The organism is Bacteroidales bacterium (genome assembly GCA_021648725.1).
Lineage (GTDB): Bacteria > Bacteroidota > Bacteroidia > Bacteroidales > JAADGE01 > JAADGE01.
Genome location: JAKISF010000017.1, coordinates 39,860 through 65,888 on the forward strand (window position 1 = coordinate 39,860; position 26,029 = coordinate 65,888).

Genomic DNA, 26,029 nt, shown 5'->3' on the forward strand with positions numbered 1-26,029 from the left:
GTATATTGCACTTTATTAAAAAATTAAAAATATGAAACTTATGAAACAAATTTTTACATTAAGCATTATCGCAATTTTATTTCTTACAAGTTGCGAATCGGTTGAAGACGCACAATTAGCTGCCGACGATTTTTTTGAAGCTTTTAATACAGAAAATGAAGCAAAAATGGAATCAATTTTAGATAAAGAATCTGTAATTGATGCCGGACTTAAAGGAACCTTTTATGATGTTTTTGACCAACATGCAAGAGCTTTCGGAAAAGTAAATTCATACAGCCGGTACGGTTTTGCAACAAATACAAAAAACGGTGTAACAACAGTTTTGTTGAAGTTCAAATGTGAAACCGAAAAAGGAAAAACTGTTTATGAAAAACTCAACTTTGTTAAAAGAGGAGACGGCTATAAAGTGTTTCAATATGAATATAATATTGATCAGGCTGTTATTGATAAAGTAGAAGATTAAACAATTAAAAGGATATATAATTAACTAATCAAAAAAAGTATTATATATCCTTTTAATTTCGTATATTTACATGAAAAATGGTATTATATCTCTCATTTAACCTAAAATTATGTCATTTGTTAATAAGATTTCCGGTATCTTAAAACATGACCGAGAAAATAATTCAGAATCAGAAAATGTTCAAAGAACACTTCTGTTAAATTTTACAATAGTTGCCGTAGCATTGTTGAATTTAATTTTCTCAATAACTAACTTTTTCTTTTTTGAAAGATTAATCAGTTATATCTTATTCCCGTTTTTTCTCTCTTTCACTTTAATTTTTTTTATTTTTAAAAAAACAAAAAATTACAGAGTTTGGTCTTTTGTATCAATAATTCTGATAACTATTCTATTTTTAATTCTTATAATTAAAGGTGCCGGTGATAAAACCTCTATTATTTGGGGCTTAACTTTTCCGACATTAGTTTTTTTTACTTTTTGTATTAAAAAAGCAAACCTATTTTCTTTAATCTTTTTTAGTGTTACACTTATTATTTTTATTGTGCCCGGCGGTAACTTATGGGTTGAGTACCCTGCTGATTTAATTTTGAGATATACCGGAGCATATATTACAATTTTATTATTTATGCAATACTATTTAAGGTTAAAACAACAAGCGTTAAATAATAAAAACAAACAAATTATTGATTTGCAAAAAAAGCTAATGGAGAAACAAGAGTTTCTGTCTAAACTATCATATCAAATAAGAACACCGTTAAATAATATTGCAGGTATTTTTAATTTAAAACGGGATGTGTTAGGAGGTGAAGTTGTTGAAGAAGCTGAGTTGTCTGTCAGTAATTTGATTACTATTGTTAATTCTATTCCGGAAACTTTTGATAAACGGTTACTTCAAATTAAAGGAGAAAAAGTGCTATTTAACATAAACTCAGTTATCAAAAAATCTGTAAGTCTCTTTGAAACAGATAAATACAGCAATCTAAGGTGTTCTTTGCATCTTTCAGGTAAAATTCCTCAATTTGTTTTCGGAGATAGATTAATCCTTATTCAAATTATTATATCAGTAATCGACTTCTTCTATAACAATAATGAAAACGATTCTTTGAAGGTTGATTTAATTTCAACAACAAAAGATGATTCAGGTACAGTACTGCTCAAAATAAAAGGGAATGCTGATTGTCCTGTTTTAAAGGAATGTTTGTCTGACGGACAATATATTAACTTTGAAAAAATTGAAAATAAAGAGCTTTTAATGATAAAAGAGTTAACTTCTATTCTTGGCGGGCATTATGAAATTAATAATAATGAGTCTGAAACTTCATTCTTATTCAGCTTTGATTTTTCGCGTAATGAAATAAAAGAACAAGCAAGCAAAATAATTTCAGATGATAATTTTTTTAATAAAAAGAACCGGAAAGATTTAAAAGATGTAACTGTATTATTAGTAGAAGATGATGTTATGAACAGCAAAGTTATGACTTTAAATCTTCAAAAACATGTTAAAAAAATAATAATTGCAGAAAACGGTAAAGACGCTTTAGAAAAATATGCTTCAACAAGGGTTGATATTATTCTTATGGATATAAGAATGCCCTTAATGGACGGATTTAAAACTACCGAAAAAATAAGAGAAGCCGAAATCGGAATCGGCTACCACATTCCTATAATTGCCGTAACCGCAAATGCGTCTTCCGAAATTAAGAAAAGATGTTTTGACGTAGGAATGAACGATTATACTACAAAACCTACAAATTTCAAGCTCTTACTTAAGAAGATGAAAGCACAATTAAGTTAATTGAATTCTTTAATAAATATATTGAACTCCTTGTTGTTGGAATGTCTGATAACCATAAGTATTAAATTAATATGATGAACTTTTTTAAAGGGATATTTCGTTCAAAAGACGAACACAGCGAACCGCCAACCTTAAAGAATAATTTTGAAGAGCAAGTTTCAACAGCATTAAAAAAATGTATAGCAGAAAAAAATAAAGAGTTTGATAACATTTCAAATATTAAAAAATGGGCAAAAGATATTATACTTGAAATATTCGATGTACCCACCGCTTTTTGGTACGAAGAGTTAAGCGAGTATGAAAACATTAAATATCACGAAAATAACCTAAAAATAAGCAAAAGGTTAGTTGAGAAAACCGATAAGGTTATTGAAGAATACAGAGAACAAATAAAGTTGAGCGAATCAAAAATAAAGTTTTGTGAAACATTAATAAAAGAGTACGAAGAAATTATTGAAAGATACCGAAATACTCGTAAAAATATTAAGCAAATCAGAAGTGAAGAAAATAAACTCAAATTGTTGAGTAAACATAAGAAAAGAATAGCAAAAATGAAATCTGAAACCGGAGACTTCGAGGGTATGTTTGAAAAAACCGGTAAATTAGACTTATTACATGATGATATTGAAAAAATAGAAGAAGATTTCAGCATTAAACAAGAAGTTACCGAATATATCGCAAACTTAGATAAAGAATTTGCCGAAGATACTGAAAATATTGACAGTTTGCCCATAAGAACAGAAATAGAGAAACTTACGAACGAAATTAAAAATAATTAATTTTGAAATTGAGAACTTCATAAAAAAAACCGAACAAACTCACATCGAAAGTTTACAAAAAAATATGCCTTGTCTTATAACCGATTATTATCAATATGAACACAATAAAAAGATATACTAATAAGTGAAAAAAAACGAATTAAAACAGAGCTGCCGCTTAATAATTTAAGAGAAGAATGTATTTGGAATTTTGATATGTCGGAAAACTTCATTAATAACAGAGAAATCAAATTCAAAGTCGCTGCTCTACAAGTTTAATCCTTTTTTTGTAGATTTTCCAAAGTAAAGCGGCTGAAATTAAGAAAGAAATAATAATTACCGGAATCATCAGTTTTTCATCAGTACTTTCTAAGTTATACCCTAATGTTTTTGCAACAGATTGAGAAATATTCGCGAAACCCAATATCATCGTAACCCACAAAACAATACCCATTAAAATATTGGAAATCCATCCGTTTAAATTGTCTTCACCTATAATTTCAGGATCATTTACCACATATATTAAAAATACGGCAATTAAAGGTAAAATTAACCCGTTAAAAGCCTGAGCAATAATAATAGCAGGAATAGGTTTAATTTCCATAAAACCAAAAATAAGTCCTACTGCTAATACACCTCCTATTACTAATTTAAAATACAATTTATTAGGACTCCATTTTTTCTTATTTTTCTCTGTTGTAAATAAACTTTTTGCCGTAATTGCAGAAGCAAGAGGAGATGTTACGGCAGAAGAAAAACCTGCGGCAAACATTCCGAAACCAAAAATATAAACCGCAAACATTCCTATTTCTTTTTGAAGATGCCCTGTAAGTAAAGTATAGCCGTCTTTATTGAAGTTAAGATTTGAAAGAAATTCTGTTTTTTCAATTTCAGACATTGCCTCCGTAATAGCATTACCTACTCCCATAATTGACATAGAAATAATACCTCCGAAGATAATTGCAAATGCCAAACCGAAACGCATATCTTTAATCGACTGTTTTTTATCTAATGCCCCCGAACCTAAAAATAAATCGTAAGGTATAACAGTAGTTCCTATTAAAGCAATAATAATAAGTGCAGCCCCTTGCCCTTCCGGTATAATCGGAACAACACTTCCGTGAAGCACTTGCCCCCAGTCGGGTTTTAATGAAATTGAAGTAAATAAAAATGCTGCACCCATCATAAAAACAACCAAACCCATTAACTTTGCTATTTTATGAACAGAATCTAACAAGAAGATTAAGATTGCCAAAGCACCGATACCTGCCACGAAATAATACGCAGGAATATCAAATATCATTTTTAACCCTGCAACCGCACCGAGAATATTACCTGTCTCATAAGCGGCACATCCTAAAACAATTGCAACTATAATTATAAATAAAACTAATGTTCTGCTTGATTTTCCCTCAAACTTTTTAGAAATTGCTTCTCCCAAGTTTAATTTGCTGTTAATAGCAAGTCGGGCACTTGCTTCTTGTAATAAAAGAGTTGCAAAAGTTGAAAAAACTAATGCCCAAAGAAGTTGAAAGTTAAAGAAAACTCCTGCCTTGGTAGCGGTTGTTATTGTACCCGGACCTATAAAAGCCGCTGATACAACCGACCAAAACAAAATACTTAAAATACGTTTTCTTAACATACGTCAAAAGATTATAATGCAAATATAAAATTTTATTTCTTTAAATAGTGAAGCATATGTGAGATTAAGCCTTCAGCACCCAAATCCTTGTTGTTATTATTTTCTAAGAACTTTTTTATTTCATCTATAGGTTTTGGTCGGTTAATCCAATCTCCGGAAGTAATTTTTATAGGCTCATTCCTTCTTTTATAAACAAAAGCATAGTTTTCCTCTTCCGAATTAAATGTAAACTGAGAGTCACTGTACTTCCAAATAGGTGCTAAATCTAAATCATAACCTTTCGGAAACTCGCCCGAAGTACTTTCTAAATGATCAATTCGTAATAACCCCGGAAAATCTAAATAGTACAATTCACCCATTGTTGCTACATTTTTTGTGTTGAAATCAATATAAGCACTTCCTATTTCCGATTTCATTAATTGACCTTCCGTATAATATTTGCCCGAATAAATACTGCCGTTCATGTAGTATTCCAGTCTTCCGCCTTTCCTTAATGTTCCGAAAACAAATACTTTAATAGGAAAATCTACATTATTTATCATTTATGTTTACTTTTGTTATTTAGAATTTGCAAGATATGTATTATTAATCGGATAATGAAACAAGACGAGAAAAAAAATATTTGCGTATTTTGTTCTTCAAGTGAAGCAATAAATAATATTTACTTTGAAAAAGCAGAAGAGTTAGCACACAAGATTATTGAAAATAAATATACGCTTGTTTTCGGAGGTGCTGATGTGGGCTTAATGAGAAAACTTGCCGAAACTGTAAGAGAACATAACGGATATGCAATAGGTGTAATACCGCAAAGAATTTTAGATAATAAGCTTGCTTGCAAAAAAATTAATGAATTGATTGTAACTCCTGATATGAATACTCGAAAAGCTAAATTAGCAGAATTGGCTGATGCTTTTATAGCTCTTCCCGGCGGTTTCGGAACTTTAGAAGAGCTTTCTGAAGTTATTACGGCAAAGCAACTCGGATACCATAACAAACCCGTAATTATTTTAAATATTAACGGTTTTTATGATAATTTATTAAAGTTTTTTGAAACTCTTTATCTCGAAAAAGTTGCAAAATCTGATTATCGTAAAATTTATTTTGTTACAAATTCAATTGAGAATGCTTTCAAATATATAGAAGAATATTCCCCTTTCGAAGCAGTTAAAAAATGGTTTTAAAATTTTTAAAAAAATGCAAGATATCGACTATTCATCAAAATTATTAAATAATGCCGTTGCCGAATTTGCAAAATTGCCGGGAATAGGAAGCAAAACAGCTTTAAGGTTAGTTCTTCATTTATTAAAGAAAACGGAAGAAGATGTAACGGTTTTCGGAGAAACAATTATTGAACTAAAAAAAAAGATTAAAAAATGTAAAATTTGTAAAAATGTTTCAGATTATGATGTGTGTGAAATTTGTAAAAACAAACAAAGAAACAATTCGCAAATTTGTATAGTTGAAAATATTAATGACGTAATTGCAATTGAGAAAACAAGGCAATACAACGGCTCGTATCATGTTTTAAACGGTTTAATTTCTCCTATGGACGGAATAGGTCCGGATAATATTGAAATCGATTCTTTGGTTGAGAGATTAGAAAATTCAAAAACAGAAGAAATTATATTAGCACTGAATACAACTCCGGAGGGAGATACAACAAACTACTATTTATATAAGAAAATATCAGATTTTAACATTAAAGTAACTGTTTTATCAAAGGGGGTTTCAATAGGAAGTGAGTTGCAATATACCGATGAAATAACTCTCGGAAAATCAATTGTAAACAGAATTATATTTGAAAATTAATTGCAAAGTACACAAGACATTTTAATTTTGTAATGTAAGAAAACGAAAACTATAGAAAACATCAATGAAGTTGTCAATAATAATAGTAAACTACAATGTAAAATATTTTCTTGAGCAATGCCTGTATTCTGTAAAGAAAGCACAAGAGGACTTTGCAAATATTTTCGGCAGCAATTCTTCTGAAGTTTTTGTTGTAGATAATAACTCGCAAGATGATTCTTGTGAAATGATTAAAGCAAACTTTTCCGGAATAAAACTGATTGAGAATAAAAAAAATGTAGGATTCTCATCCGCAAATAACCAGGCAATTAAATTGGCAAAAGGAGAATATATCTTATTGTTAAATCCTGACACACTTGTAAGTGAAGACACCTTTTCAAAAGTCGTTAATTTTATTGATAAAAATAATGATGCCGGAGGTCTGGGGGTTCACATGATTGACGGTTCCGGCAAATTTCTTCCTGAGTCTAAACGATCTTTTCCTTCCCCTGCCGTATCTTTCTATAAGATGTTCGGTTTATCTTCGTTATTTCCTAAATCTGAAAAATTCGGGAAATATCATCTTAGTTACTTAGATAAAAATAAAACACATGAAGTTGAAGTGTTATCCGGTGCATTTATGCTGTTGCGAAAAAAAACATTAGATAAATCCGGGCTTTTAGACGAAGATTTTTTTATGTACGGAGAAGATATTGATATGTCTTATCGAGTTATAAAAGCAGGTTATAAGAATTATTTCTTCTCGGAAACATCAATTATTCATTACAAAGGAGAAAGCACAAAAAAAGGAAGTTTAAATTATGTGTTTATGTTTTACAATGCAATGGTAATTTTTGCAAAAAAACATTTCTCAAATAAAAAAGTTGCAATTTTCTCTGTATTAATAAGGCTGGCTGTTTGGTTCAGAGCGGCATTATCATTTTCAAAAAGAATTTTTAAATCTGCATTATTGCCTGTATTAGATGCAACAGTCTTTTATGCCGGATTTTATTTTATTAAACCGATTTGGGAAGCATATAATTTCAATAAAGAGGGTTATTACCCGAAAGAATATATGATTTATGCTGTTCCCGTATATGTAGCATTTTGGGTTCTTTCTGTTTATATTGCAAAAGGCTACAAACGACCTTTAGATTCTAAAAAATTATTTAAAGGAATTTTAGCCGGCTCATTCGTAATTTTAGTATTTTATTCATTGCTGAATGAAGAATTTCGATATTCAAGAGCATTATTATTGCTGGGAACTGCTTGGTCAATGTTTTTCTCATGGCTGTTAAGAGCAATATTTACTGTATTTAAATTTAAATATTTCGGATTTAAAAAGAAAAGTGAAAAGAAAATACTTGTTGTTTCAGATTCTGATGAATATTTAAGAATAAAAAAACTAATCAACTCAGCAGAAAATAACGATGAAAAGGTAGGCATTACTCCATTTAAAAAATATAATGAAGATAATCTTTTTCACTTACTTAGCATAGAAATTAAAGAAAGAAAAATAAACGAAATTATATTCAGTTTAAAAAATATAACCGTTGATGACGTCATCAATATAATGAAAAAATTGCAGGGAAGTTCTGTTGAAATAAAAATTGCACACCACAAAACACAATCTGTAATCGGAAGCAATTCGATTCACTCATCCGGAGAACTGTATGTGTCAGATGTTAAGACTATTGTGAAACCGGTTAATGTCAGAATAAAAAGATTCAGTGATATATTTTTTTCAATTATTTTTCTTATTTCTTATCCGATTTTATTTTTGTTGGTCGAAAATAAAGTAAACTTTATAAAAAATATTTTTAAGGTATTATCAGGAAAATATTCTTGGGTAGGATATGCCGGCAATAATACCTCTGTTCCGAAAAAATTGCCTGAAATTAAAAAAGGTATTCTCTCGCCTGTTAATTTCCCGATATTTGATGAAAAAGAAATTCTGAGAATTAATATGTTATATGCGAGGAAATATAATTTAACCGATGATATTTATATCATTTATAAATCATTTGATAAGATTGGTAATAAAAAATTGTAATATATTAATTTAAAAATTATATTTGTCGCATATCTAAAATAACTATTTATTATATAGGCACATGAAGAAAATATTATTATTATTTATTTCGCTGGCATTATTCTTTAATAGTTCTGATGCTCAGACAAAAAGGAGCAAAAACAAGAAATTAATAGCAGCACAAGATCTTTTTGCTAATTACAGATATAAAGGAGCAAAGAAGTTATATTCAGAATTGTTGAAATCAGAAAAGGGAAACTTAGAATATAATTTTTATACGGGTATTTGCGAATTATATACAGATGAGGAAGATAAAGCAATGGAACATTTTGATTTCATTATAAATGATTATAAAAAAAGTAAAAAAGAAAGCGATTATACCAAAGCAGCTGTTTTTTATAAAGCGAAAGTTTATCATAACCTCTATCAATTTGATGAAGAAGTAGAAACATTAAAAACACTATCATCTTTTGCCTTAAGTGATAATGAGAAAAAAGAGATGGAAACTTCAATAAATAATGCCGATTTTGCAAAACAATTATTTTTTGACTTTAAGCCCATTATTGTTACTCGTCTTGATATTTTAAATTCAGGATATGACGATCATACGCCGGTTCCTACCGCAAACGGTTCAAAATTATATTTTACCTCAAAAAGACCGGGAGGAATAAGCGGAGAAGCAATCAGCGAAGAAGGAAAATACTTTGAGGATATTTGGTCGTGGGAAGAAAACTCGGAACCTGTGAATATAGGGTTGCCGGTTAACACAAAAGAACATGATGCAACAGGCGGACTGTCATTAGACGGTAAAATAATATTTATTTATAAATCATCAGAAGACAGACTCGGAGATATATATACGAGTACTTTAGAAAACAATTCATGGACAGAACCAAAAAAGTTAGGAAAAAACATAAATAAACGAAAAAGTACAGAGAGACATGTTGCTCTTTCTCCTGACGGTAAAACATTATATTTTTCAAGTGACAGAAAAGACGGTAAAGGCGGAAGAGACATTTGGGTGTCAAACTTAAAAGATGACGGAACTTGGGGCGAGCCCTCAAATATTAATATAAATACGAAAGCAGATGAAGAGTCTCCGTATATGCTTTCAGACGGAATGACTTTTTACTTCAGCTCAAAAGGTCATAAAGGAATGGGAGGTTACGACATTTTTAAATGTATGTTGCAAAATGACGGAACTTTCAGTGAACCCGTAAATGTCGGATTTCCTATTAATACAGTTGAAGATGATGTTTTTTTCTTCCCTCTCTCTGACGAACAAACAGCATATTTTACAAGAAGAAAATCTGATAATGCAGAAATATTTAAAACAATCTTTCCTGACAACTCTCTTATCGTAGAAAGTGAAGTGAAAGGAAAAGAAATTGATAAAGATTTATACCCTATTGATAAAGGCGAAGTTACGGTTATTGATATAAATTCGGAAGAACATCCGGATGCCTATACACTAAATCTTGAAAAAGGAAAATACAAAACTGTTGTTGTTCAAGATAAAAACTATAAATTCTATTACGAATCTCCCGATTATGTTTTTGATACAGAAAATATTACAACGGAAGATATGTTAGGTGTCGAAAAGATAGAGAAAAACCCGATACTTGTTAAAATTGAAGAAGGTAAAACAGTAAAATTTAAAAATACCGGATTTGATGAAAACAGCAGTGATTTTAATGATTATACAAGAACTGAACTTGATTTAATTGCAGAAAACCTTAATAAATACGAAAACTTGGTTGTAAACTTCTCAACGGAAGATTACACTAAAACAGCAGACGAACTTTCAAAAGAAAGAAAAAATAAAGCTGTTGACTATATCAAAAGTAAAGGAATAGATTCTGACAGAATTTACACAGATCTCTCTTCGAGAGATATTCCGAACAATACAATTGAATATACAATTTATGATATATTAAGCGTTAAAAAAGCAATTGAAGATAAAGAAAAACGTAAAGAAGTTACAGAACCGGAAGATTATATTGTTGAAATTGAAAATGTATATTTCAACTTTGATAAATCTAAATTACAAGTTACTTCAAATGATAAATTAGATTTACTTGCAAAATACCTTGCCGATAATTCAAATGCAAAAATTGAGATTATTGGATATACTGATGCCGTCGGAAGTTCAGCATATAATAACAAGTTATCTGCAAAAAGAGCAAAAACTGTTAAAGCATATTTAACAGAAAAAGGTGCTGCTGAAAACCAGGTAATAACGAGTGCTTATGGTGAGGATAATCCTGTAACCGTTAATAAGAAAAACGGAAAATATTTTGAAGAATCTAAAAAATATAACAGAAGAGTTGAATTTAGAATTTTGTCACAAGGAAAGCCTAATTTGAAAATTATACAATTCAAAAATATTCCCGAAGAATATAAAGACACAGAACACAACTCAAATTATAAGAAATAGTTCAAAAAAGCCGGCATTTGCCGGTTTTTTTGAAAGAATGATTTTCTTATTTTTGCACCAAAGCTAAGATAGTGTTATTTAATTCCGGACATTTTTTAATATTTTTCCCTGTTGTTGTTATTATCTTCTTTATGTTGAAGAAGGTAAAACACCGGAGAATGTTATTGCTTGCGGCAAGTTGGTATTTTTATTCCGTTTGGAAGCTCGAATATATTGTTCTTCTGCTTACATCAACAGCCGTTGATTATTTTGTAGCACTTAATATTCAAAAAGCCGAAGCTCAAAAAAAAAGAAAGAGACTTCTTTGGTTAAGTATAAGTGTAAATTTGTTGATACTGTTCAGTTTTAAATACTTCCACTTTTTTGATAAAAACGCATATCGTTTTTTAGGTTATCATCTTTTTCAGGGGCAAGGTTTTGAACAATTGCTTCTGCCTGTCGGAATTTCTTTTTATACTTTTCAAACCATAAGCTATACAATTGACGTTTATAAAAAAAGAATTAAGGCAGAACACAATTTTATAAAATTTGCTTTATTTGTATCATTCTTCCCGCAATTAGTTGCCGGACCCATTGAAAGAGCCGGTAAGCTGCTGCCCCAGTTTGATAAACTCACAAAAATTGATTATAAGCGTATCACAGACGGATTTAAACTAATTGTCTGGGGCTTTTTTCAAAAGATAGTGATTGCCGACAGCATGGCTTTGCTTGTTGATGCCGTATATAAAAATCCTGCGGCTTATCACGGTTTAGATATTTGGTTGGTTACCTTCTTTTTTGCTGTTCAAATTTACGGAGATTTCTCTGGTTATACTGATATTGCAAGAGGAACTGCAAAAGTTTTAGGCTATGAGTTACGAATTAATTTCAGATTACCGTATTTTGCCGAATCATTTGCAGATTTTTGGCGTCGATGGCATATTTCTCTCAGCACTTGGTTTCGAGATTATGTTTTTTTTCAATTAGGGGGCAGCAGAACAAAAACAAAGCTACGGTTTATCTTTAATATTATGTTTGTGTTTATATTGAGCGGATTTTGGCACGGGGCAAGCTGGAATTTCCTTATTTGGGGTGCTTTGCACGGTATTTATTATTTACTTGAAAAGTATTTCCCTCTTAAAATTTTTGTAGGAAAAAATATATTTAATCAAATTATTAAAATTTCATTTGTCTTTTTGTTTGTTAACCTTGCTTGGATTTTCTTTCGAGCAGAATCAGTTACAATTGCATGGACATTGCTTAAAAACAGCTTTGATTTTGCACTTACTTCCTTAAATTTTAACAGACCTATGTTGCTGAGGAATTTTATTTTAATAGCGATATTATTTGTTGTTAATTTAATCGAAAGAAAAAAAGATATTGTTTCTTATGTTTCGGATAAACCGGTTTTTGTAAGGTGGGGCATTTATTATTGTGTAATGTTAGGTTTAATCGCTTTCGGGAATTACGGTATTCAAGAATTTATTTATTTCCGATTCTAAAAAAAAAGACTGTCTTTTTACGGACAGTCTTAAAATAAAAAGAAAAATACTTTATTTTATACCTGCAATTTTTTCTAACATATCAGTTGTTAATGATTTTGGTCGTTCAATTGCATAACCTAATGCTCTGTCCCAAGTTAAATTAGCAAGAACACCTATTGCACGTCCTACGCCGAACAATACTGTATAGAAATCATATTCTCTTAATCCGAAGAACCATTGAATAACACCTGATTGTGCATCAACATTAGGCCAAGGATTTTTTGCTTTACCGTGTTCTTTTAAAATATCCGGAACTACTTTATACAATATATCAACAAATTTGAATAATTCATCATTCGGAAGATGTTTTAAGCAAAATTCTCTTTGAGATTGGTAACGCGGGTCTGTTTTTCTGAGAACTGCATGCCCGTATCCCGGAATTACATTTCCTGAGTTTAAAGTGTCCCAAACAAATTTTTTCATTTCATCTTCTGAAGGAACTTTGCCTCCCATTTTTTCACGAACACCTTGTACCCAAGATAAAACTTCTTGGTTTGCAAGTCCGTGAAGTGGTCCTGCTAATCCGTTTAATCCTGCTGATAATGAATAATATGCATCTGAAAGAGCAGAGCCTACTAAATGAGTTGTGTGTGCAGAAACATTACCTGATTCGTGATCTGAGTGAAGAATAAAATACATTCTTGCAACATCATCATAAGGGTCAGGAATTCCCATTTGATGTGCAAAGTTTCCGCCCATATCCAATGTATAATCGGGCTCGATAATCATATCGCTTTTGAACCTCATTCGGTAAATATAAGCGGCAACAGAAGGAATACGAGCAATAATATCGGTTGCATCTTCATACATATATTCCCAAGCATCCATTTTGTTGAATTTGCCTGAGCTGTAATACCTTGCAAATTTTGATTCTTGTTGCATTGATAATAATGCTGCCGAAAACATTGCCATAGGGTGAGTTTTGCCCGGCATTGCCCTCAATAAATCAATAACGTATTGCGGAAGTTGTCTTCTTTCTTTAAATTCTTCAACAACTTCTTCTGCTTCTTTTTGAGTAGGAACATCACCTGTTAATAAGAAGAACCAAAATCCTTCAACATAAGGATAATCTTTTCCTGCGGGTTTGGGCATTACTTCCATAACTTCCGGAATTGTTTTTCCTCTGAAACGAATACCTTCTTCCGGGTCGAGATAAGAAATGTCGGTTGTTAAACCTTTTACTCCTCTCATTCCGTTCATTGCTTGAGCAATGGTTACTTCTCCTACTTTAACGTCACCGTATTCTTTTAATAATTTAATTGTTCTGGGACGGTGTGCTTCAATTTTTTCTTTTAATCTTTTCTTTAAAGTTGACATGATTTATGTATATTTTTGTTAATTTTTTATAAATTAATCTATAAAAATATGAAAATCCGGTTCAAAATCATAATTAAACGTAAGTTTTATATTCATTAATACATATATTTAACAACATATCAGGCGTATTGCCTTGCAAATGTTTGTATTACAAAAAAAAGAGCGACAAAATGTCGCTCTCAAACTATACTTAGGTTTAAGTTATTGTTTAATAATTTTAAATTCTGTTCGCCTGTTTTCTTGGTGTTCTTTTTCTGAACATTTTACACCGTTTTTACAACGATTTTTCAGTTTAGTTTCTCCGTAACCTTTTCCGTAAATTCTGTTCGGATTTGAAATTCTTTCTTTAATATATTTTGCGGAAGATTTTGCACGTTTATCAGAAAGTTTTAAATTATAACTGTCACTTCCTCTGCTGTCGGTATGAGAACCCAGTTCAATAATCATATTTGGATTTTCAGTCATAACTTTTACAATTTTATCCAGTTCAATTGCTGCATCAGAGCGTATTGCATATTTATTCAAATCAAAATAGATAGGATTAATTTCAATAATATCATTTAAATCCATTCCTACTTCAATTTTATCAATAAACATTTTAAGTTCTTGTTTTCCCTCTGTTTTCAGAGTTATATCATAATCTACACTCTTTGTCATGTATCCGTCTTTTGACAGAATTAATTTGTACTTTAATTTATCATTTATTTTTTTATTCTTTGTTATTTTTTCAAAACTTCCTTTTTTGTTTGTAACAAATTTATCTGTCAGTTTTGTATCTTTATTTAATAGAATGACATTGACATTTTCTATTGGTTCATTTGTTTTTTTATCCATTATTGAAATAAAAACAGAAAAGTCAGTTTTTCCGGACAAAATCATGCTTGCATTAACTTTACCGGATATTCCTTTTGTATTAATAATATTTTCCCCGTTTGAAAACTTATCTTTTACCCCTTTAAGTTTATATTTCTTATCTGTTTCGACCGTAAATGAAAAATTACCGTTTTCGTCTGTTGTTTGCATTCCTATAATTTTGCCGGACTCATCAAACAGTATAACATTTGTTTCGGCTAATATATTTCCTTTGTCATCTTTTGTTGTTCCTTTAATTTCAACACCAAAAGGTTTTAACATATTAAAAGAATAAATATCATCGTTGCCTTTTCCTTCTTCTCGGCTTGAGGAGAAATATCCGGTTTTCATTTCTTTATCAATTATGAACGAAAAATCATCATAACTGCTGTTTATCGGTATTCCAGGATTTAAGGGTGTTGAAAAATCATTTTCTGAAACTTTTGTCATGAAAATATCTAAACCTCCTAAACCGGGCAATCCGTCTGAAGCAAAAAACAGATAACCGTTTTTATGAATAAACGGAAACATTTCATTTCCTTCGGTATTGATTTTTTCGCCTAAATTTACGGGTTCTGTCCAAATTTTATCTTCATTTAATTTAGATATGTATAAATCTACGCCTCCGAAACCGCCGGGCATATCAGATGCAAGATACATTGTTTTTCCGTCGGGAGTTAAACTTGCATGGGCTGTTGAAAACTCTTTGCTGTTAAACAAAAACGGACTCGGGTCTTTCCATTCTCCTTTTTCAAATTCGGAAAAATATAGTTGTAATTTATTTACATTATCTGAACTTTTGCCGGTATAATTATTTCTTGTAAAAACCATAAAAGTTCCGTTTTCGCTAAAAGATGCAGGACCTTCATGATATTTCTTGTTTATTGATTTTTTAAACGGTTTAATTTTAACTAAGTTACCATTCTCTGTCTCAGCAATGTACAAATCTAAATACGGTAATTTATTCCAGTTCCATTTTCTGTTTACAAACTGTGTTTGTTTTCTTGATGATGCAAAAACAATTTTATTTTTATAGTATGAAGTTCCGAAATCTTCCTGTTCATTATTGAAATCTATATTTTTAATTTCAAATTGATTTTTATCCTCTAATAATTTAGTATAAAAACCTTTGTTTTTTATGTATTCTTTACCTCTTTTATCTGAACTGTTGACTTTGTTAAATAATACCATCCATTTTTCGGATTCTGAATATTTTTTATTTACGGATAATACAAAAGCATAATTATAAATATCATCGCTAATTTTGTTGTCATCATTTGCTAATTGAGAATAATATTCCTCAGATTTAACATAATTACCGGTTTTGAAATAAGATTCAGCCAGTTTCCTTTTTAATTCATTTGATTTATCAGAAATACCTTCAAATTTTTCTATACACTCTGTATAAGAATAACTCTCATAGAAAAGATCTCCTTTTATTGTTTGATTATTTTGAGAAAATGCCGATGTATATATAAGACATATTATAATTATTCCCGATATTTTTTTTGTCATAGCTTTAAAAATCTACATTCTTATTATTTTGAATTCTGTTCGTCTGTTTTGTTGATGTTGTGCTTCGGTACATTCAACTTTTTGGCCGCCTTCGCATCCGCATTTATTTATTAATTTATTTTCACCGTATCCTTGACCTGATATTCTTGTGGGGTTTGTAATACGAACTTTTATATAATGTGCAGATGCTTTTGCTCTTTTGTCGGATAATTTTAAATTATAAATTGAAGATCCTCTGCAATCTGTATGCGATGAAAGTTCTATTTCCATTTTTGGATATTCGTTCATAATCTTAACAATTTTATCTAATTCATTAGCAGCATCAGGCCTGATATTATATTTATTGAAATCAAAATAGATAGGATTTATTTCTAATATTTGTCCTAAATTTTCTCCAATTTTAATTTTTTGCAGATTAATATTAAAGCTATACTCGCCCATTCTGTTTAAAATACCGTTATAAGTTGTAATTTTCGGGGCAAAACCGTCTTTTTCAAAAGTAAAGGTATAATTAACACTGTCGTTTAGTTTATATTCGTTTAATTTAATAAAGAATTCTCCGTTATCGTAAGTTTTTGAAATATTTCTTTCTCCGGTTTTATTATTAATATACGATACTTTAACACCGGCAACAGGAACATTATTTTCTTTATCTGTTACATTACAAAGCAATGTAAAATCAGGCAGCCTTTCAAGAGTCAGATTTTTATATACAAATTCGTCTTCAGTTTTTGTGCTTATATTTGCAAAGGCTGTAATATGCTTGGGCTTAGAGCCTTGCAGCTTGTATTCGGAGTCCGGAGAAACAGTAAATTCATAATTCCCGTTTTTATCGGAAGCAATTATTTTAATAATTTCTCCTTGATTATTATATAGGCTGACATCTGTGTTTGCCAAAGTATTACCGGAATCATCTTTAACCGTCCCTTTAATTATAACATCAATAGTGAACGGTTTCAATAATCTGAAAGAATAAATATCATCGTCTCCTTTTCCTTCTGTTCTGTTTGAAGAAAAGTAACCTTTTCTCATTTTTTTATCGATGATTAATGCAAAATCGTCAAAATTACTGTTGACCGGAACGCCTACATTTTTCGGTTTGGTAAAACCGTTTTCTTTAATTTTAGAAAAATATATATCTAAACCTCCCAAACCTAATAATCCGTCGGAAGCAAAAAATAAGAAACCGTCTTTATGAATAAACGGGAACATTTCATTGCCTTCAGTGTTTATAGTTCTTCCAAGATTTTTTGGGGCACTCCATTCTCCTAATTTATTTCTTTTTGAAACATAAATATCAACCCCTCCGTGACCTCCGGGCATATCGGATGCAAAATACATTGTTTTGCCGTCGGCTGTAAGTGCAGGGTGTCCGACTGAATAATTGTCATTATTATAATTAAAAGGAATTGCTTCTTTCCAATTATCATTTTCTTTTTCGGAAGTAAATATTTGAAGTTTTATAATTCCGTCGTTACTTTTTCCGCCATAATTATTTCTTGTAAAAGCCGTAAAACTACCATCTTTTGAATATGATGCAGGACCTTCGTGGTACTTCTTATTAAAGGTCTTTTTCAGAGGTTTTACATTTTTTAATTGAGAGTGTTCAACATCTGCAATAAATAGGTCTAAAAAAGACAGTTTATTCCAGTTCCAAATTCGTTTTATTAATCTTGTACCTTTTCTTGTTGATGCAAAAACAATTTTATCGTTATAAAATGCAGTTCCGAAATCTTGTTGTTCTGTATTTATATCAAGGTTTTTTACTCTGAACTGTTCTTTATCCGTAAGTAATAAATTATAAAAGCCTTTATTTTCAAAATATAATTTTGCTCTGCTGTCACCTTTTTCAAGTTTATAGAACTTTTCCATCCATTCTTCAGCTTCTGTATATTTTTGATTTATTGCGAGAACAGATGCATAATTATAGATATCTTCACTTGTACTTTTAGGAGAATCAACTATTTCACTGTAATAAAATTCGGCATTAAAATAATCTCCTGTTTTATAATAACTTTCGGCAAGTTTCTTATTAATTTCAAAAGTTTTATATGGTAAGTCTTCAAACTTCTCAATTGATTCAGAATATGAATAAATCTTATAAAATTTATCTCCTTTTTTCAATTGTCCTGTTTGTGCACTTAAAGAAAACGAAAGAAATAACAATGCCACTACTATAAGATACTTAAATACAGTCATTTGTCTTGTTTTAATTTAAAAATTTAAAGTTATCTCAGAATATAGTGCAAAATTTGTACAATTATTTAATTTAGTTTTAGAAATATCTCGGAGAACGTATTTTTTCCTCAGTTTTATAAATAAAGTCATATCTCAACATCAATTCATGGCTTCCTCCGTTGTATTTCATGGTTGTATTTGCATAAGACCAATCAAATGAGTATCCTAATGCTAATTGATCCGTAATGTTTACACCTGCTAACAGACCAACAGCATCTCCTGTTCTGAACATAGCACCTAACCAGAATTTCTCATTAAAAATAAAGGATGCCGTAATATCTCCTTCAATCGGAGCTCCGTTTGTTACTTTCATAAATGCGGTAGGTCTAAATTTAATTTCTTCATTTAAATCAAAAACACTTCCTGCTATCAAAAAATAATGCCTTTTCTCAGATGCTAAATTTGTAGTTCCGGATGTTGAATTTGTAATAAAATTATTTTCAAGCAATTTCGGAACAGAAACTCCCGCATAAAACTTATCAGTATAATAATACATTCCGAAACCAAAATTCGGTAATAGTTTTGATTGAACATCATTAATAAAAGCAGGGTCATTTTGTTCAGTTAATGACAAATCGGTTAAATTATGGTTCATCATATTCATACCGCCTTTTAAACCGAATGCTAATTTTGCTTTTTCACTAACTTTTATTCTGTATGAAAAATCTACATAAAATGATGTTGTATTTGTCGGTCCTATTTTATCATTGATGAAAGATAAACCGATACCGGAGTTTTGATTTAGTATCGGAGTATGAAGTGTTAATGTTTGTGTTGTGGGTGCTCCGTCAAATCCTACCCATTGCGATCTGTGCAATCCTGTAATCGTAAGTGCATCCCTACTGCCTGCATAAGCAGGATTAACTGCGATTGTGTTAAACATATAATGTGTAAACATTGCATCTTGCTGTGCATGAGCCGAATATCCGACTATTGTAAATAATATTATTATAATTGTCTTTTTCATTTTTTGTATCTTTTGATAATTTATTTTATAGGAATAATATTTATTATCTTCTCCTTATTTTTTTATATTACTTAGTAAGATAAATATATCCTTTGATTACACCTGTATCATTTGTAGGTTGCAAAATATAGAAATATGTTCCTTCGGGTAATTCATTGCCTCCGATTGTAATGCCGAACATTGATGTACCGCTCCAATCATTATTATAAGGACTTGCTTCAAAAATTTTATTTCCCCATCTGTTAAATATTATAAGTGAATTGCCCGGATAATTCTCTAAGCCCTTTATAACAAAAATATCATTTATTCCGTCACCGTTTGGTGAAAATCCTTCAGGTATTTGAATTTCAGAAATAATTACATCAGATATTGTCGGGTCGTCCGGTTCTCCGTCACCGTTATTATCAATATCGGCAGAATTATTCGGATCATCAGATTCATCAGTAACTTCATTACCGTTGATATCTTCTCCTGTTCCGAATGCAGTATTAATAACCTGACCTGCTGTAATATCATAATTTGTTATTATATGTATTGCTGTAACTATTTCAGAGTCTCCGGGAGAAAGTGAGGTTATCGGACTTCCGTCAATCGAATCTGCATTATCATCAGTTATCTCAATATTATACAAAGTCATATTTCCGGTATTTGTAACTTCTATTGTATATGTTATTTCAGCATCTTCTTCTATTACTTCCGGAAGATTTGCAACCTTTGTAATTGACATTGATGAAATAAATTCGGGTGTCGGTGTATTTATGTCCGAATTATCCGTATTGTCAGGATCCGGTTCCGTGCCCGCAACTGTCGCGGTATTTGCATAATCTCCTGTTTCATTTACTGTTACGGTAATATTTAAAACTGCAGTTCCTGAATTCATGATATCTCCTATTGCCCAAATTCCTGTTCCTGCATTATAAGCTCCCGAACCGTCATCAGACACATAAGTATATCCGGAAGGAATATTATCCGTAACTGTTACACCTGTTGCATCACTCGGTCCTGAATTTGTAACGGTTAAAGTAAATACTACATTATCTCCGGGTTCAGGATTAGAATTATCAGCTATTTTTATAATTGAAAGATTTGTTTGAGCATCATCATCTTCAATCGTAATCGTTTCTTGTTGTACTCCGTTTTCACTTGCTCCTCCGCCTGTTACGTTTGATATATCTGCTACAACTGTTTCACTTCCTTCATATATTACATCGTCAACAGCTGTTATATCAATTGTTCCGATAGTATTTCCGGCTGAAACCGTAATTGAAGTTAACGCATTATAATCAGTTCCTGAACCGGTTGCAGTTCCTGTATATGTCAAATCAATAACAACATCTTCATAAGTTGCATTACTTAATGTTGCGGTTAAAGCTGATACTCCGCCGTTTTCCGCAATAGTTAACGGGTTTGCCAACAATGTTACCGTCGGTATATCAGCATTGTCATCAATAGTTACGGTTTCTTGCTGTGTTCCGCTTTCACTTGCACCGCCTCCTGTTATACTTGCGATGTCGGTAATTACTGTTTCATTGCCTTCGTAAATTGCATCGTTTATTGCTGTTATATCGGTTGTGCCGGTCAGGCTTCCTGCTGAAATCGTAATTGAATTTGCTACGCCGTAATCAGTGGTGTTTGTTGCCGTTCCGGTGTAAGTCAAATTAACAACTACATTTTCATAAGTTGCATTGCTTAATGTTGCGGTAAGTGTTGATACTCCGCCGTTTTCAATTATGCTTGCAGGACTTGAACTTAATGTTACCGAAGGTATGTCTGCATTGTCATCTATGGTTACAGTTATTTGTTGTGTGCCGTTTTCAGTGGCATTTCCTCCCGTAACACTTGAAATATCAGTAATTACTGTTTCATTGCCTTCGTAAGTCGCATCGTTTATTGCGGTTATATCTGTTGTACCGGTTGTATTTCCGGCAGTTATCGTTACGGATGTTGAAACTGTATAATCTGTTCCGTTACTTGCCGTTCCGCTGTATGTTAAGTTTACGACTACGTCTTCAAATGTTACGGCATCTAATGTTGCAGTTATTGTTGATATCCCTCCGTTTTCCGCTATTGTTAAGGGACTTGCCGAAATTGTTACCAGAACTCCGTCATCATCCGTTATCGTTACGGTTGCTTGTTGTGTTCCGTTTTCTGTGGCATCGCCTCCTGTTATACTTGTAATATCGGTAATAACAGTTTCATCTCCTTCTGAAATTGCATCATTAACAGCGGTTATGTCGGTTGTACCGGTTGTATTTCCGGCAGTTATTGTTATTGATGTTGCAACATTATAATCTGTACCTGAGCCTGTTGCCGTTCCGGAATATGTCAAATTTACGATAACATCTTCAAAAGTTGCCGTGCTTAATGTTGCCGTTAAGGTTGATACTCCGCCGTTTTCTGCAATGTTTGCCGGACTTACAGAAAGTGTTACTGTAGGTGCGGTTTCATCATCGTCATTAATTACGGCTACATCATTCGGATTAATTCCGTTATATTTAACATCTAAACTAACTGCGGGTGCGGAAATAATATTATATGTGATGTTACCGTCAAAAACAATATCATCTTGTCCGGTTACAGTAATAGTTTTTGGAGTATTCCAATCTGCTGATGTAAAAGTAATGTCGGTTGCAGCAATAGTTCCTTCACTTGTATCGTCTGAATTAAGCCCGACAACAACATCATTAGTAGGTTGAGTATTTAATACAATCGTAAATGTAGCTGTACCTCCAACTTCTGTAGTATGTTGAGAGATTAAAGAAACATTAATACCTGCAGTTAAAGATGTGTTATTTTCGGGATTTAAAACAGCTGTTGAAGTATTATATAGCGGACCTGTTGCATCTTGGTTAAATTCACATACCATAAAACGATATTCAGTTCCCTCTAAAATATTATTCATTGTAACGGATGTTCCGGTTCCTTTATAAATGCAAAACCAACCTGTTGTTCCGATTTCACTTCCTAATCCGAAACCTGAATTGGCTGCATAAACAGTTCCGTTTACAGGAAATGGTTGACCGGTATTTATTTGTTTTGCAAAAACAATTCTTTCGGTACCGTTTCCGTTAATCCAATTTATATCCATTTGAGTCGCTCCCGTATTCGGAAAAGTGATATCGTGAGCCTGTACAGTAGGTGTTACACCGTAAGTAGCCTGATTTAAAGGGTTTGTCGGGACGCTGCCGTCAATAAAATTATAACCTGCGGTATAGTCGCATACCATTACCCTATATTCAGTTGAAGGGCTTAAACCTGAAATTGATACTGTAGAGGGAACGCCATCGTAAACACAAAACCAACCTGTTGTTCCGATTTGTTGACCGGATCCGTAAACAGGATTTGCTGTATATGTTGTTCCGTCAACGGGAAAAGGTTCATCTGTTGTTGAATTTGTTTGTTTTATGAATACTTGTCGAGCAATACCGTCACCGTCTGTCCAATCAACTTGAAAAGAGTTCGTTGTAACTCCACTAAAAACGAGATGATGAGCAGGAGACAATGCAGCTGTAACTTGGTTATTAGGATCTGTTGCATTCGTAACGGTCAGATAATTTTCATTTCCGGGCGAGCCGAAATATTCACAAACCATAACTGTATAATCAGTAGCTTTGGCCAAATTAGTAATATCTACATTTGAACCGATACCATCATAAATACAATACCAACCGGATGAGCCGATTTGATCACCTACACCATAAACAGTTGAAGCGGTATATGTTGTATTGTTAATCGGAAGTGCATTACCTGCTGTTGCCGTGAGTTTAATAAATGCAACACGCCTTGTTCCTGTTCCGTTTGTCCAGTCAACTGTAAATGAATTTGATAAAACATTTGTAAAAGTAACATTAGTGGCTTGTGTTATCGTCAAGGTTTTTTGGTTTGCCGGATTAATAACAGCTGTATTTGTGTTATATAATTCTGTTCCCGAGCCATTATTATATTCTAAAACCATGACTCTGTAATCGGTATTATCTGCTAATCCGGTAACAACTACTTCCGGAGAAGAAGCACCGTTATAAACACAAAACCAACCTGTAGTACCAATTTGATTTCCTAAACCAAAAACAGTATTGGCAGCATAAGTTGTATTATCTACAGGAAACGGTTGTCCGGTTGTTGTTTGTTTTATAAAAACAAGGCGTTGAGCCCCGTTACCGTTTGTCCAATTAATTTTCACGGCAGAGTTCCCTACTTCAGAAAATACGATATCATGTGCTTGAATTGTAGGAGCAGAAGTGCTTATAGCAGGTAGCGGAACGGTTTGTTCGGTATCCTGCTTAACATTACAATACCACCAAGTATTAATTGTGTTAAGATTTCCATAATCAGCATTTGACCAGGTATGAGCCGGACTTAATGCACCGTTTAATTCAACTTTAGGGCTTCCGTCACCGGTAGCGTCCGGGATATTTGAGTCATCCCAATACAGTTGAACAACATAAGGGTTCGAAGGTCGAACTTGGTTTACTGAAAGTCCGTTGTATAAATACTCTGCATCATAAGTCGGGAAATTACTTCTTCCGTCTGCATAAGAAACTGTATAATGCAATAAGTAACCGTCTGCTAAAATATTCCCGTTCCCGTCTATACCATCCCAAGGCATAGAGCGTATATATGGTGCTGTTTCTCCGGCTGCAGGAATTATATCAAATACAAGAACTCTGTCCGTTGTATTTAACACATCGTCATATACATCAGGTACTGCAGGATTTTCAACATTTAATAAAATTCTGAACGTACCCGGCTGAGTAGATGATAAATTAAAACTGTATTTATTCGGTCCGCTTGCAGCAGTTCTTGTTACATAAGGTGTGGCAACTAAATCGCCGAATGAAGCACTCGGCATAATTTCTTCGGGTGGCGGATTAAGAAAAACAGGGAAAGATGCTGTTCCGGCATTTGCTCCGTTTATTGATTTTCTGTCTTGTGCTAAATCTCCGGAATTACCGGGTCCGGATGCATTATAATATATTGAGAAAACATATGGTCGAAAATCTGAGCCTTTATAATTCACTTTTGAAACAAAACCTTCTGTTGAATATGCATAAACGGTTGCTTCGAATGAATCCGACGCATTCCATCCTCCCATATTCATCCACCATATCATTGACCAAACTCGGCCAAGTTCAGTATAATTATTACCGGCTTTTGCGACAGAAATATCCCAGTAGGCCATATTAGCCGCACCGTCAAATTCAATATAATAATTACCGGCAGGAGAACCTGAAACCGGGGTGTATGTTTGGGCAAGATATCCTCCGGCACCGACAATTTGAGAAGGTCCGGTTATTGCTTCGCTTACATTTGCTGCATTGGCATTTGATGTGTTTGAATATACCAAGACTCCGTTCGGGTCATAAATATTATAGGTTTCACTGTTTGCAGAAAACCCGAAATAGATGCTTTCTGTTGTGGGATCTTTTATATAAATAAATAACTTTAAATGATCAGGTGCTCCGGGGTCAGTCCAACCATTTGATCCAAAGTTGGTTTCCGGATAATTTGTTGTACCGTTTGCTAATTCTTTTATACCTTCGGCATTCATATCCTGAACACATAAAAGAACATATATCAATATAAAAAAAAATAAAAAATTCTTCATAGTTTCTTGTTTAAATTTTGTTTAAATTATTTGTTGCAATATACGTGCTTGTAATTTTTTCGCTTTTCGGGCTTTAAGTTTCTATTGCCTTTAATCTAGGGCTTGCTGATTTTCTCGGCCTTAAAAACAGCTTATTTCTGATTTTTTTATTTCATCATCACAAAAATACAAGTCAAAAATTTGGATTTGTGTTTTTGTAAAATTTAAAATCGGAAAATATAGCTTTGAAAACATATTTTCGATAAAGGCACAAAAAAAGGCATACTTATCTGCCACTTTTAATAGGGTTATTAGGTTCATTATGAAGAATATAGCACTTATCCAACTCTCCGAAGTATCTTTCCGTTTTGCTTTTATATTACTAAGACCATAAGCATTTTTTCCTTGTCCGAATTTCCCCTCTATCAAGTTTCTTTGGTTTCGTTCTTTTTTTAATTTCCGCTTCTGATAGGCTGATAATTTTTCTTTCTTTGGCCTGCCCAAAGGCTTGCCGACAATTCTTATCCCTTTCATTTTCAGCAACTTCCTGTTCTTTCTGTTTAAATATATTTGGTCTGCCAATAACAACTCAGGGTAATGGCCAAAAGTTTTTTTAAACATTTCTATCTGTAATTCTAAATCTCCTGCCTCATTAAAATTGTCCCAGCTAATTTTTTCCACACGGCTCATTCCATCGACTTCACTTGCACTGATTTTCGCACCAAATTCAGTTGCAGCTTTATCTTTCCCTCTTTGTATAGGACGAACATAGGGCTGATAAATATTTACAATCCTATCCTTAACACTGTGGGTATGATTATCATACATGTATTTTTGCTGCTGATAAATATGTTGCAAAACCCAATATATTTTTTGGTCCCGTTTTGATAAAGGAAACCGGGACGAAGACTGTGAACCGGTATTGTTTTCTTTGCTTCTTATTTTTTGAATATTATCTAAAAGCTGCTCAATGTGTGATAAGTTCCGGTTCAAATATCCTAATTGTTTTCTGATAAATTTCCGTATGGTTTTTTTTGATTTTCTTCTGTTGTTTGAGAAGTTTAAATCTTATGTTCGGGATGTTTTTCTATATGTTCTTGGCTTTTTACTGTAATTAC

Annotated in this window: 15 protein-coding genes and 1 pseudogene; 8 read left to right on the plus strand and 8 right to left on the minus strand. The window is 32.2% G+C overall.

Annotated elements, in window-relative coordinates:
• The first annotated feature begins 40 nt into the window (after window positions 1–40).
• The 3 genes from L3J35_07995 to L3J35_08005 all read left to right on the plus strand — a co-directional run bounded on the left by L3J35_07995 (window position 41) and on the right by L3J35_08005 (window position 3,037).
• Complete coding sequence (locus L3J35_07995) at window positions 41–463, plus strand: hypothetical protein (GenBank protein ID MCF6366129.1); 423 nt, start codon at window positions 41–43, stop codon at window positions 461–463.
• A gap of 109 nt (window positions 464–572) precedes the next feature.
• Window positions 573–2,258, plus strand: coding sequence for a response regulator (locus L3J35_08000; GenBank protein ID MCF6366130.1), 1,686 nt, complete (start codon window positions 573–575; stop codon window positions 2,256–2,258).
• 71 nt (window positions 2,259–2,329) lie between these two features.
• A complete protein-coding gene (locus L3J35_08005) occupies window positions 2,330–3,037 on the plus strand; it encodes a hypothetical protein (protein ID MCF6366131.1) in 708 nt (235 codons plus the stop codon).
• Between the two features lie 232 nt (window positions 3,038–3,269).
• Here the strand turns inward: L3J35_08005 and L3J35_08010 are convergent, their stop codons facing one another.
• Complete coding sequence (locus tag L3J35_08010) at window positions 3,270–4,658, minus strand: divalent metal cation transporter (GenBank protein ID MCF6366132.1); 1,389 nt, start codon at window positions 4,656–4,658, stop codon at window positions 3,270–3,272.
• Window positions 4,659–4,690: 32 nt separating this feature from the next.
• Window positions 4,691–5,200: a gamma-glutamylcyclotransferase gene (locus tag L3J35_08015; protein MCF6366133.1), complete on the minus strand. Its 510-nt coding sequence runs from the start codon at window positions 5,198–5,200 to the stop codon at window positions 4,691–4,693.
• A 54-nt stretch (window positions 5,201–5,254) separates the two neighbouring features.
• On the opposite strand from L3J35_08015, the gene L3J35_08020 reads away from it, so the two are divergent.
• From L3J35_08020 to L3J35_08040, 5 genes are all read left to right on the plus strand, one after another.
• Window positions 5,255–5,839, plus strand: coding sequence for a TIGR00730 family Rossman fold protein (locus tag L3J35_08020; GenBank protein MCF6366134.1), 585 nt, complete (start codon window positions 5,255–5,257; stop codon window positions 5,837–5,839).
• Between the two features lie 13 nt (window positions 5,840–5,852).
• Window positions 5,853–6,467 carry a recombination mediator RecR gene (gene recR, locus L3J35_08025; protein MCF6366135.1) on the plus strand — a complete coding sequence of 205 codons (615 nt, stop codon included), beginning with the start codon at window positions 5,853–5,855 and terminating at the stop codon, window positions 6,465–6,467.
• A gap of 64 nt (window positions 6,468–6,531) precedes the next feature.
• Complete coding sequence (locus L3J35_08030) at window positions 6,532–8,499, plus strand: glycosyltransferase family 2 protein (protein ID MCF6366136.1); 1,968 nt, start codon at window positions 6,532–6,534, stop codon at window positions 8,497–8,499.
• A 61-nt stretch (window positions 8,500–8,560) separates the two neighbouring features.
• Window positions 8,561–10,915: an OmpA family protein gene (locus L3J35_08035; protein ID MCF6366137.1), complete on the plus strand. Its 2,355-nt coding sequence runs from the start codon at window positions 8,561–8,563 to the stop codon at window positions 10,913–10,915.
• 158 nt (window positions 10,916–11,073) lie between these two features.
• Complete coding sequence (locus L3J35_08040) at window positions 11,074–12,396, plus strand: MBOAT family protein (protein MCF6366138.1); 1,323 nt, start codon at window positions 11,074–11,076, stop codon at window positions 12,394–12,396.
• 51 nt (window positions 12,397–12,447) lie between these two features.
• Here the strand turns inward: L3J35_08040 and L3J35_08045 are convergent, their stop codons facing one another.
• The 6 genes and pseudogenes from L3J35_08045 to L3J35_08070 all read right to left on the minus strand — a co-directional run bounded on the left by L3J35_08045 (window position 12,448) and on the right by L3J35_08070 (window position 26,029).
• Window positions 12,448–13,755, minus strand: coding sequence for a citrate (Si)-synthase (locus tag L3J35_08045; GenBank protein ID MCF6366139.1), 1,308 nt, complete (start codon window positions 13,753–13,755; stop codon window positions 12,448–12,450).
• 201 nt (window positions 13,756–13,956) lie between these two features.
• Window positions 13,957–16,122, minus strand: a complete 2,166-nt coding sequence (locus L3J35_08050) for an OmpA family protein (protein ID MCF6366140.1) — start codon at window positions 16,120–16,122, stop codon at window positions 13,957–13,959.
• A 12-nt stretch (window positions 16,123–16,134) separates the two neighbouring features.
• Entirely contained in the window at window positions 16,135–18,321 is a 2,187-nt protein-coding gene (locus L3J35_08055; protein ID MCF6366141.1) for an OmpA family protein, read from the minus strand.
• Window positions 18,322–18,397: 76 nt separating this feature from the next.
• Window positions 18,398–19,327 (minus strand): type IX secretion system membrane protein PorP/SprF, encoded by a 930-nt coding sequence (locus L3J35_08060; GenBank protein MCF6366142.1) that lies wholly within the window; start codon window positions 19,325–19,327, stop codon window positions 18,398–18,400.
• Between the two features lie 67 nt (window positions 19,328–19,394).
• Window positions 19,395–24,932, minus strand: coding sequence for a gliding motility-associated C-terminal domain-containing protein (locus tag L3J35_08065; GenBank protein ID MCF6366143.1), 5,538 nt, complete (start codon window positions 24,930–24,932; stop codon window positions 19,395–19,397).
• A gap of 219 nt (window positions 24,933–25,151) precedes the next feature.
• Window positions 25,152–26,029: pseudogene (locus tag L3J35_08070) on the minus strand (transposase).

Bases quoted from the DNA above. Each gene is read 5' to 3' on its own strand.
- L3J35_08030 (MCF6366136.1), top strand. From the start codon at position 6,532: ATGAAGTTGTCAATAATAATAGTAAACTACAATGTAAAATATTTTCTT.
- L3J35_08045 (MCF6366139.1), bottom strand. From the start codon at position 13,755: ATGTCAACTTTAAAGAAAAGATTAAAAGAAAAAATTGAAGCACACCGT.
- recR (MCF6366135.1), top strand. From the start codon at position 5,853: ATGCAAGATATCGACTATTCATCAAAATTATTAAATAATGCCGTTGCC.
- L3J35_08015 (MCF6366133.1), bottom strand. From the start codon at position 5,200: ATGATAAATAATGTAGATTTTCCTATTAAAGTATTTGTTTTCGGAACA.
- L3J35_08040 (MCF6366138.1), top strand. From the start codon at position 11,074: ATGTTATTGCTTGCGGCAAGTTGGTATTTTTATTCCGTTTGGAAGCTC.
- L3J35_08055 (MCF6366141.1), bottom strand. From the start codon at position 18,321: ATGACTGTATTTAAGTATCTTATAGTAGTGGCATTGTTATTTCTTTCG.
- L3J35_08020 (MCF6366134.1), top strand. From the start codon at position 5,255: ATGAAACAAGACGAGAAAAAAAATATTTGCGTATTTTGTTCTTCAAGT.
- L3J35_08065 (MCF6366143.1), bottom strand. From the start codon at position 24,932: ATGAAGAATTTTTTATTTTTTTTTATATTGATATATGTTCTTTTATGT.
- L3J35_08005 (MCF6366131.1), top strand. From the start codon at position 2,330: ATGATGAACTTTTTTAAAGGGATATTTCGTTCAAAAGACGAACACAGC.
- L3J35_08060 (MCF6366142.1), bottom strand. From the start codon at position 19,327: ATGAAAAAGACAATTATAATAATATTATTTACAATAGTCGGATATTCG.
- L3J35_07995 (MCF6366129.1), top strand. From the start codon at position 41: ATGAAACAAATTTTTACATTAAGCATTATCGCAATTTTATTTCTTACA.
- L3J35_08010 (MCF6366132.1), bottom strand. From the start codon at position 4,658: ATGTTAAGAAAACGTATTTTAAGTATTTTGTTTTGGTCGGTTGTATCA.
- L3J35_08050 (MCF6366140.1), bottom strand. From the start codon at position 16,122: ATGACAAAAAAAATATCGGGAATAATTATAATATGTCTTATATATACA.
- L3J35_08000 (MCF6366130.1), top strand. From the start codon at position 573: ATGTCATTTGTTAATAAGATTTCCGGTATCTTAAAACATGACCGAGAA.
- L3J35_08035 (MCF6366137.1), top strand. From the start codon at position 8,561: ATGAAGAAAATATTATTATTATTTATTTCGCTGGCATTATTCTTTAAT.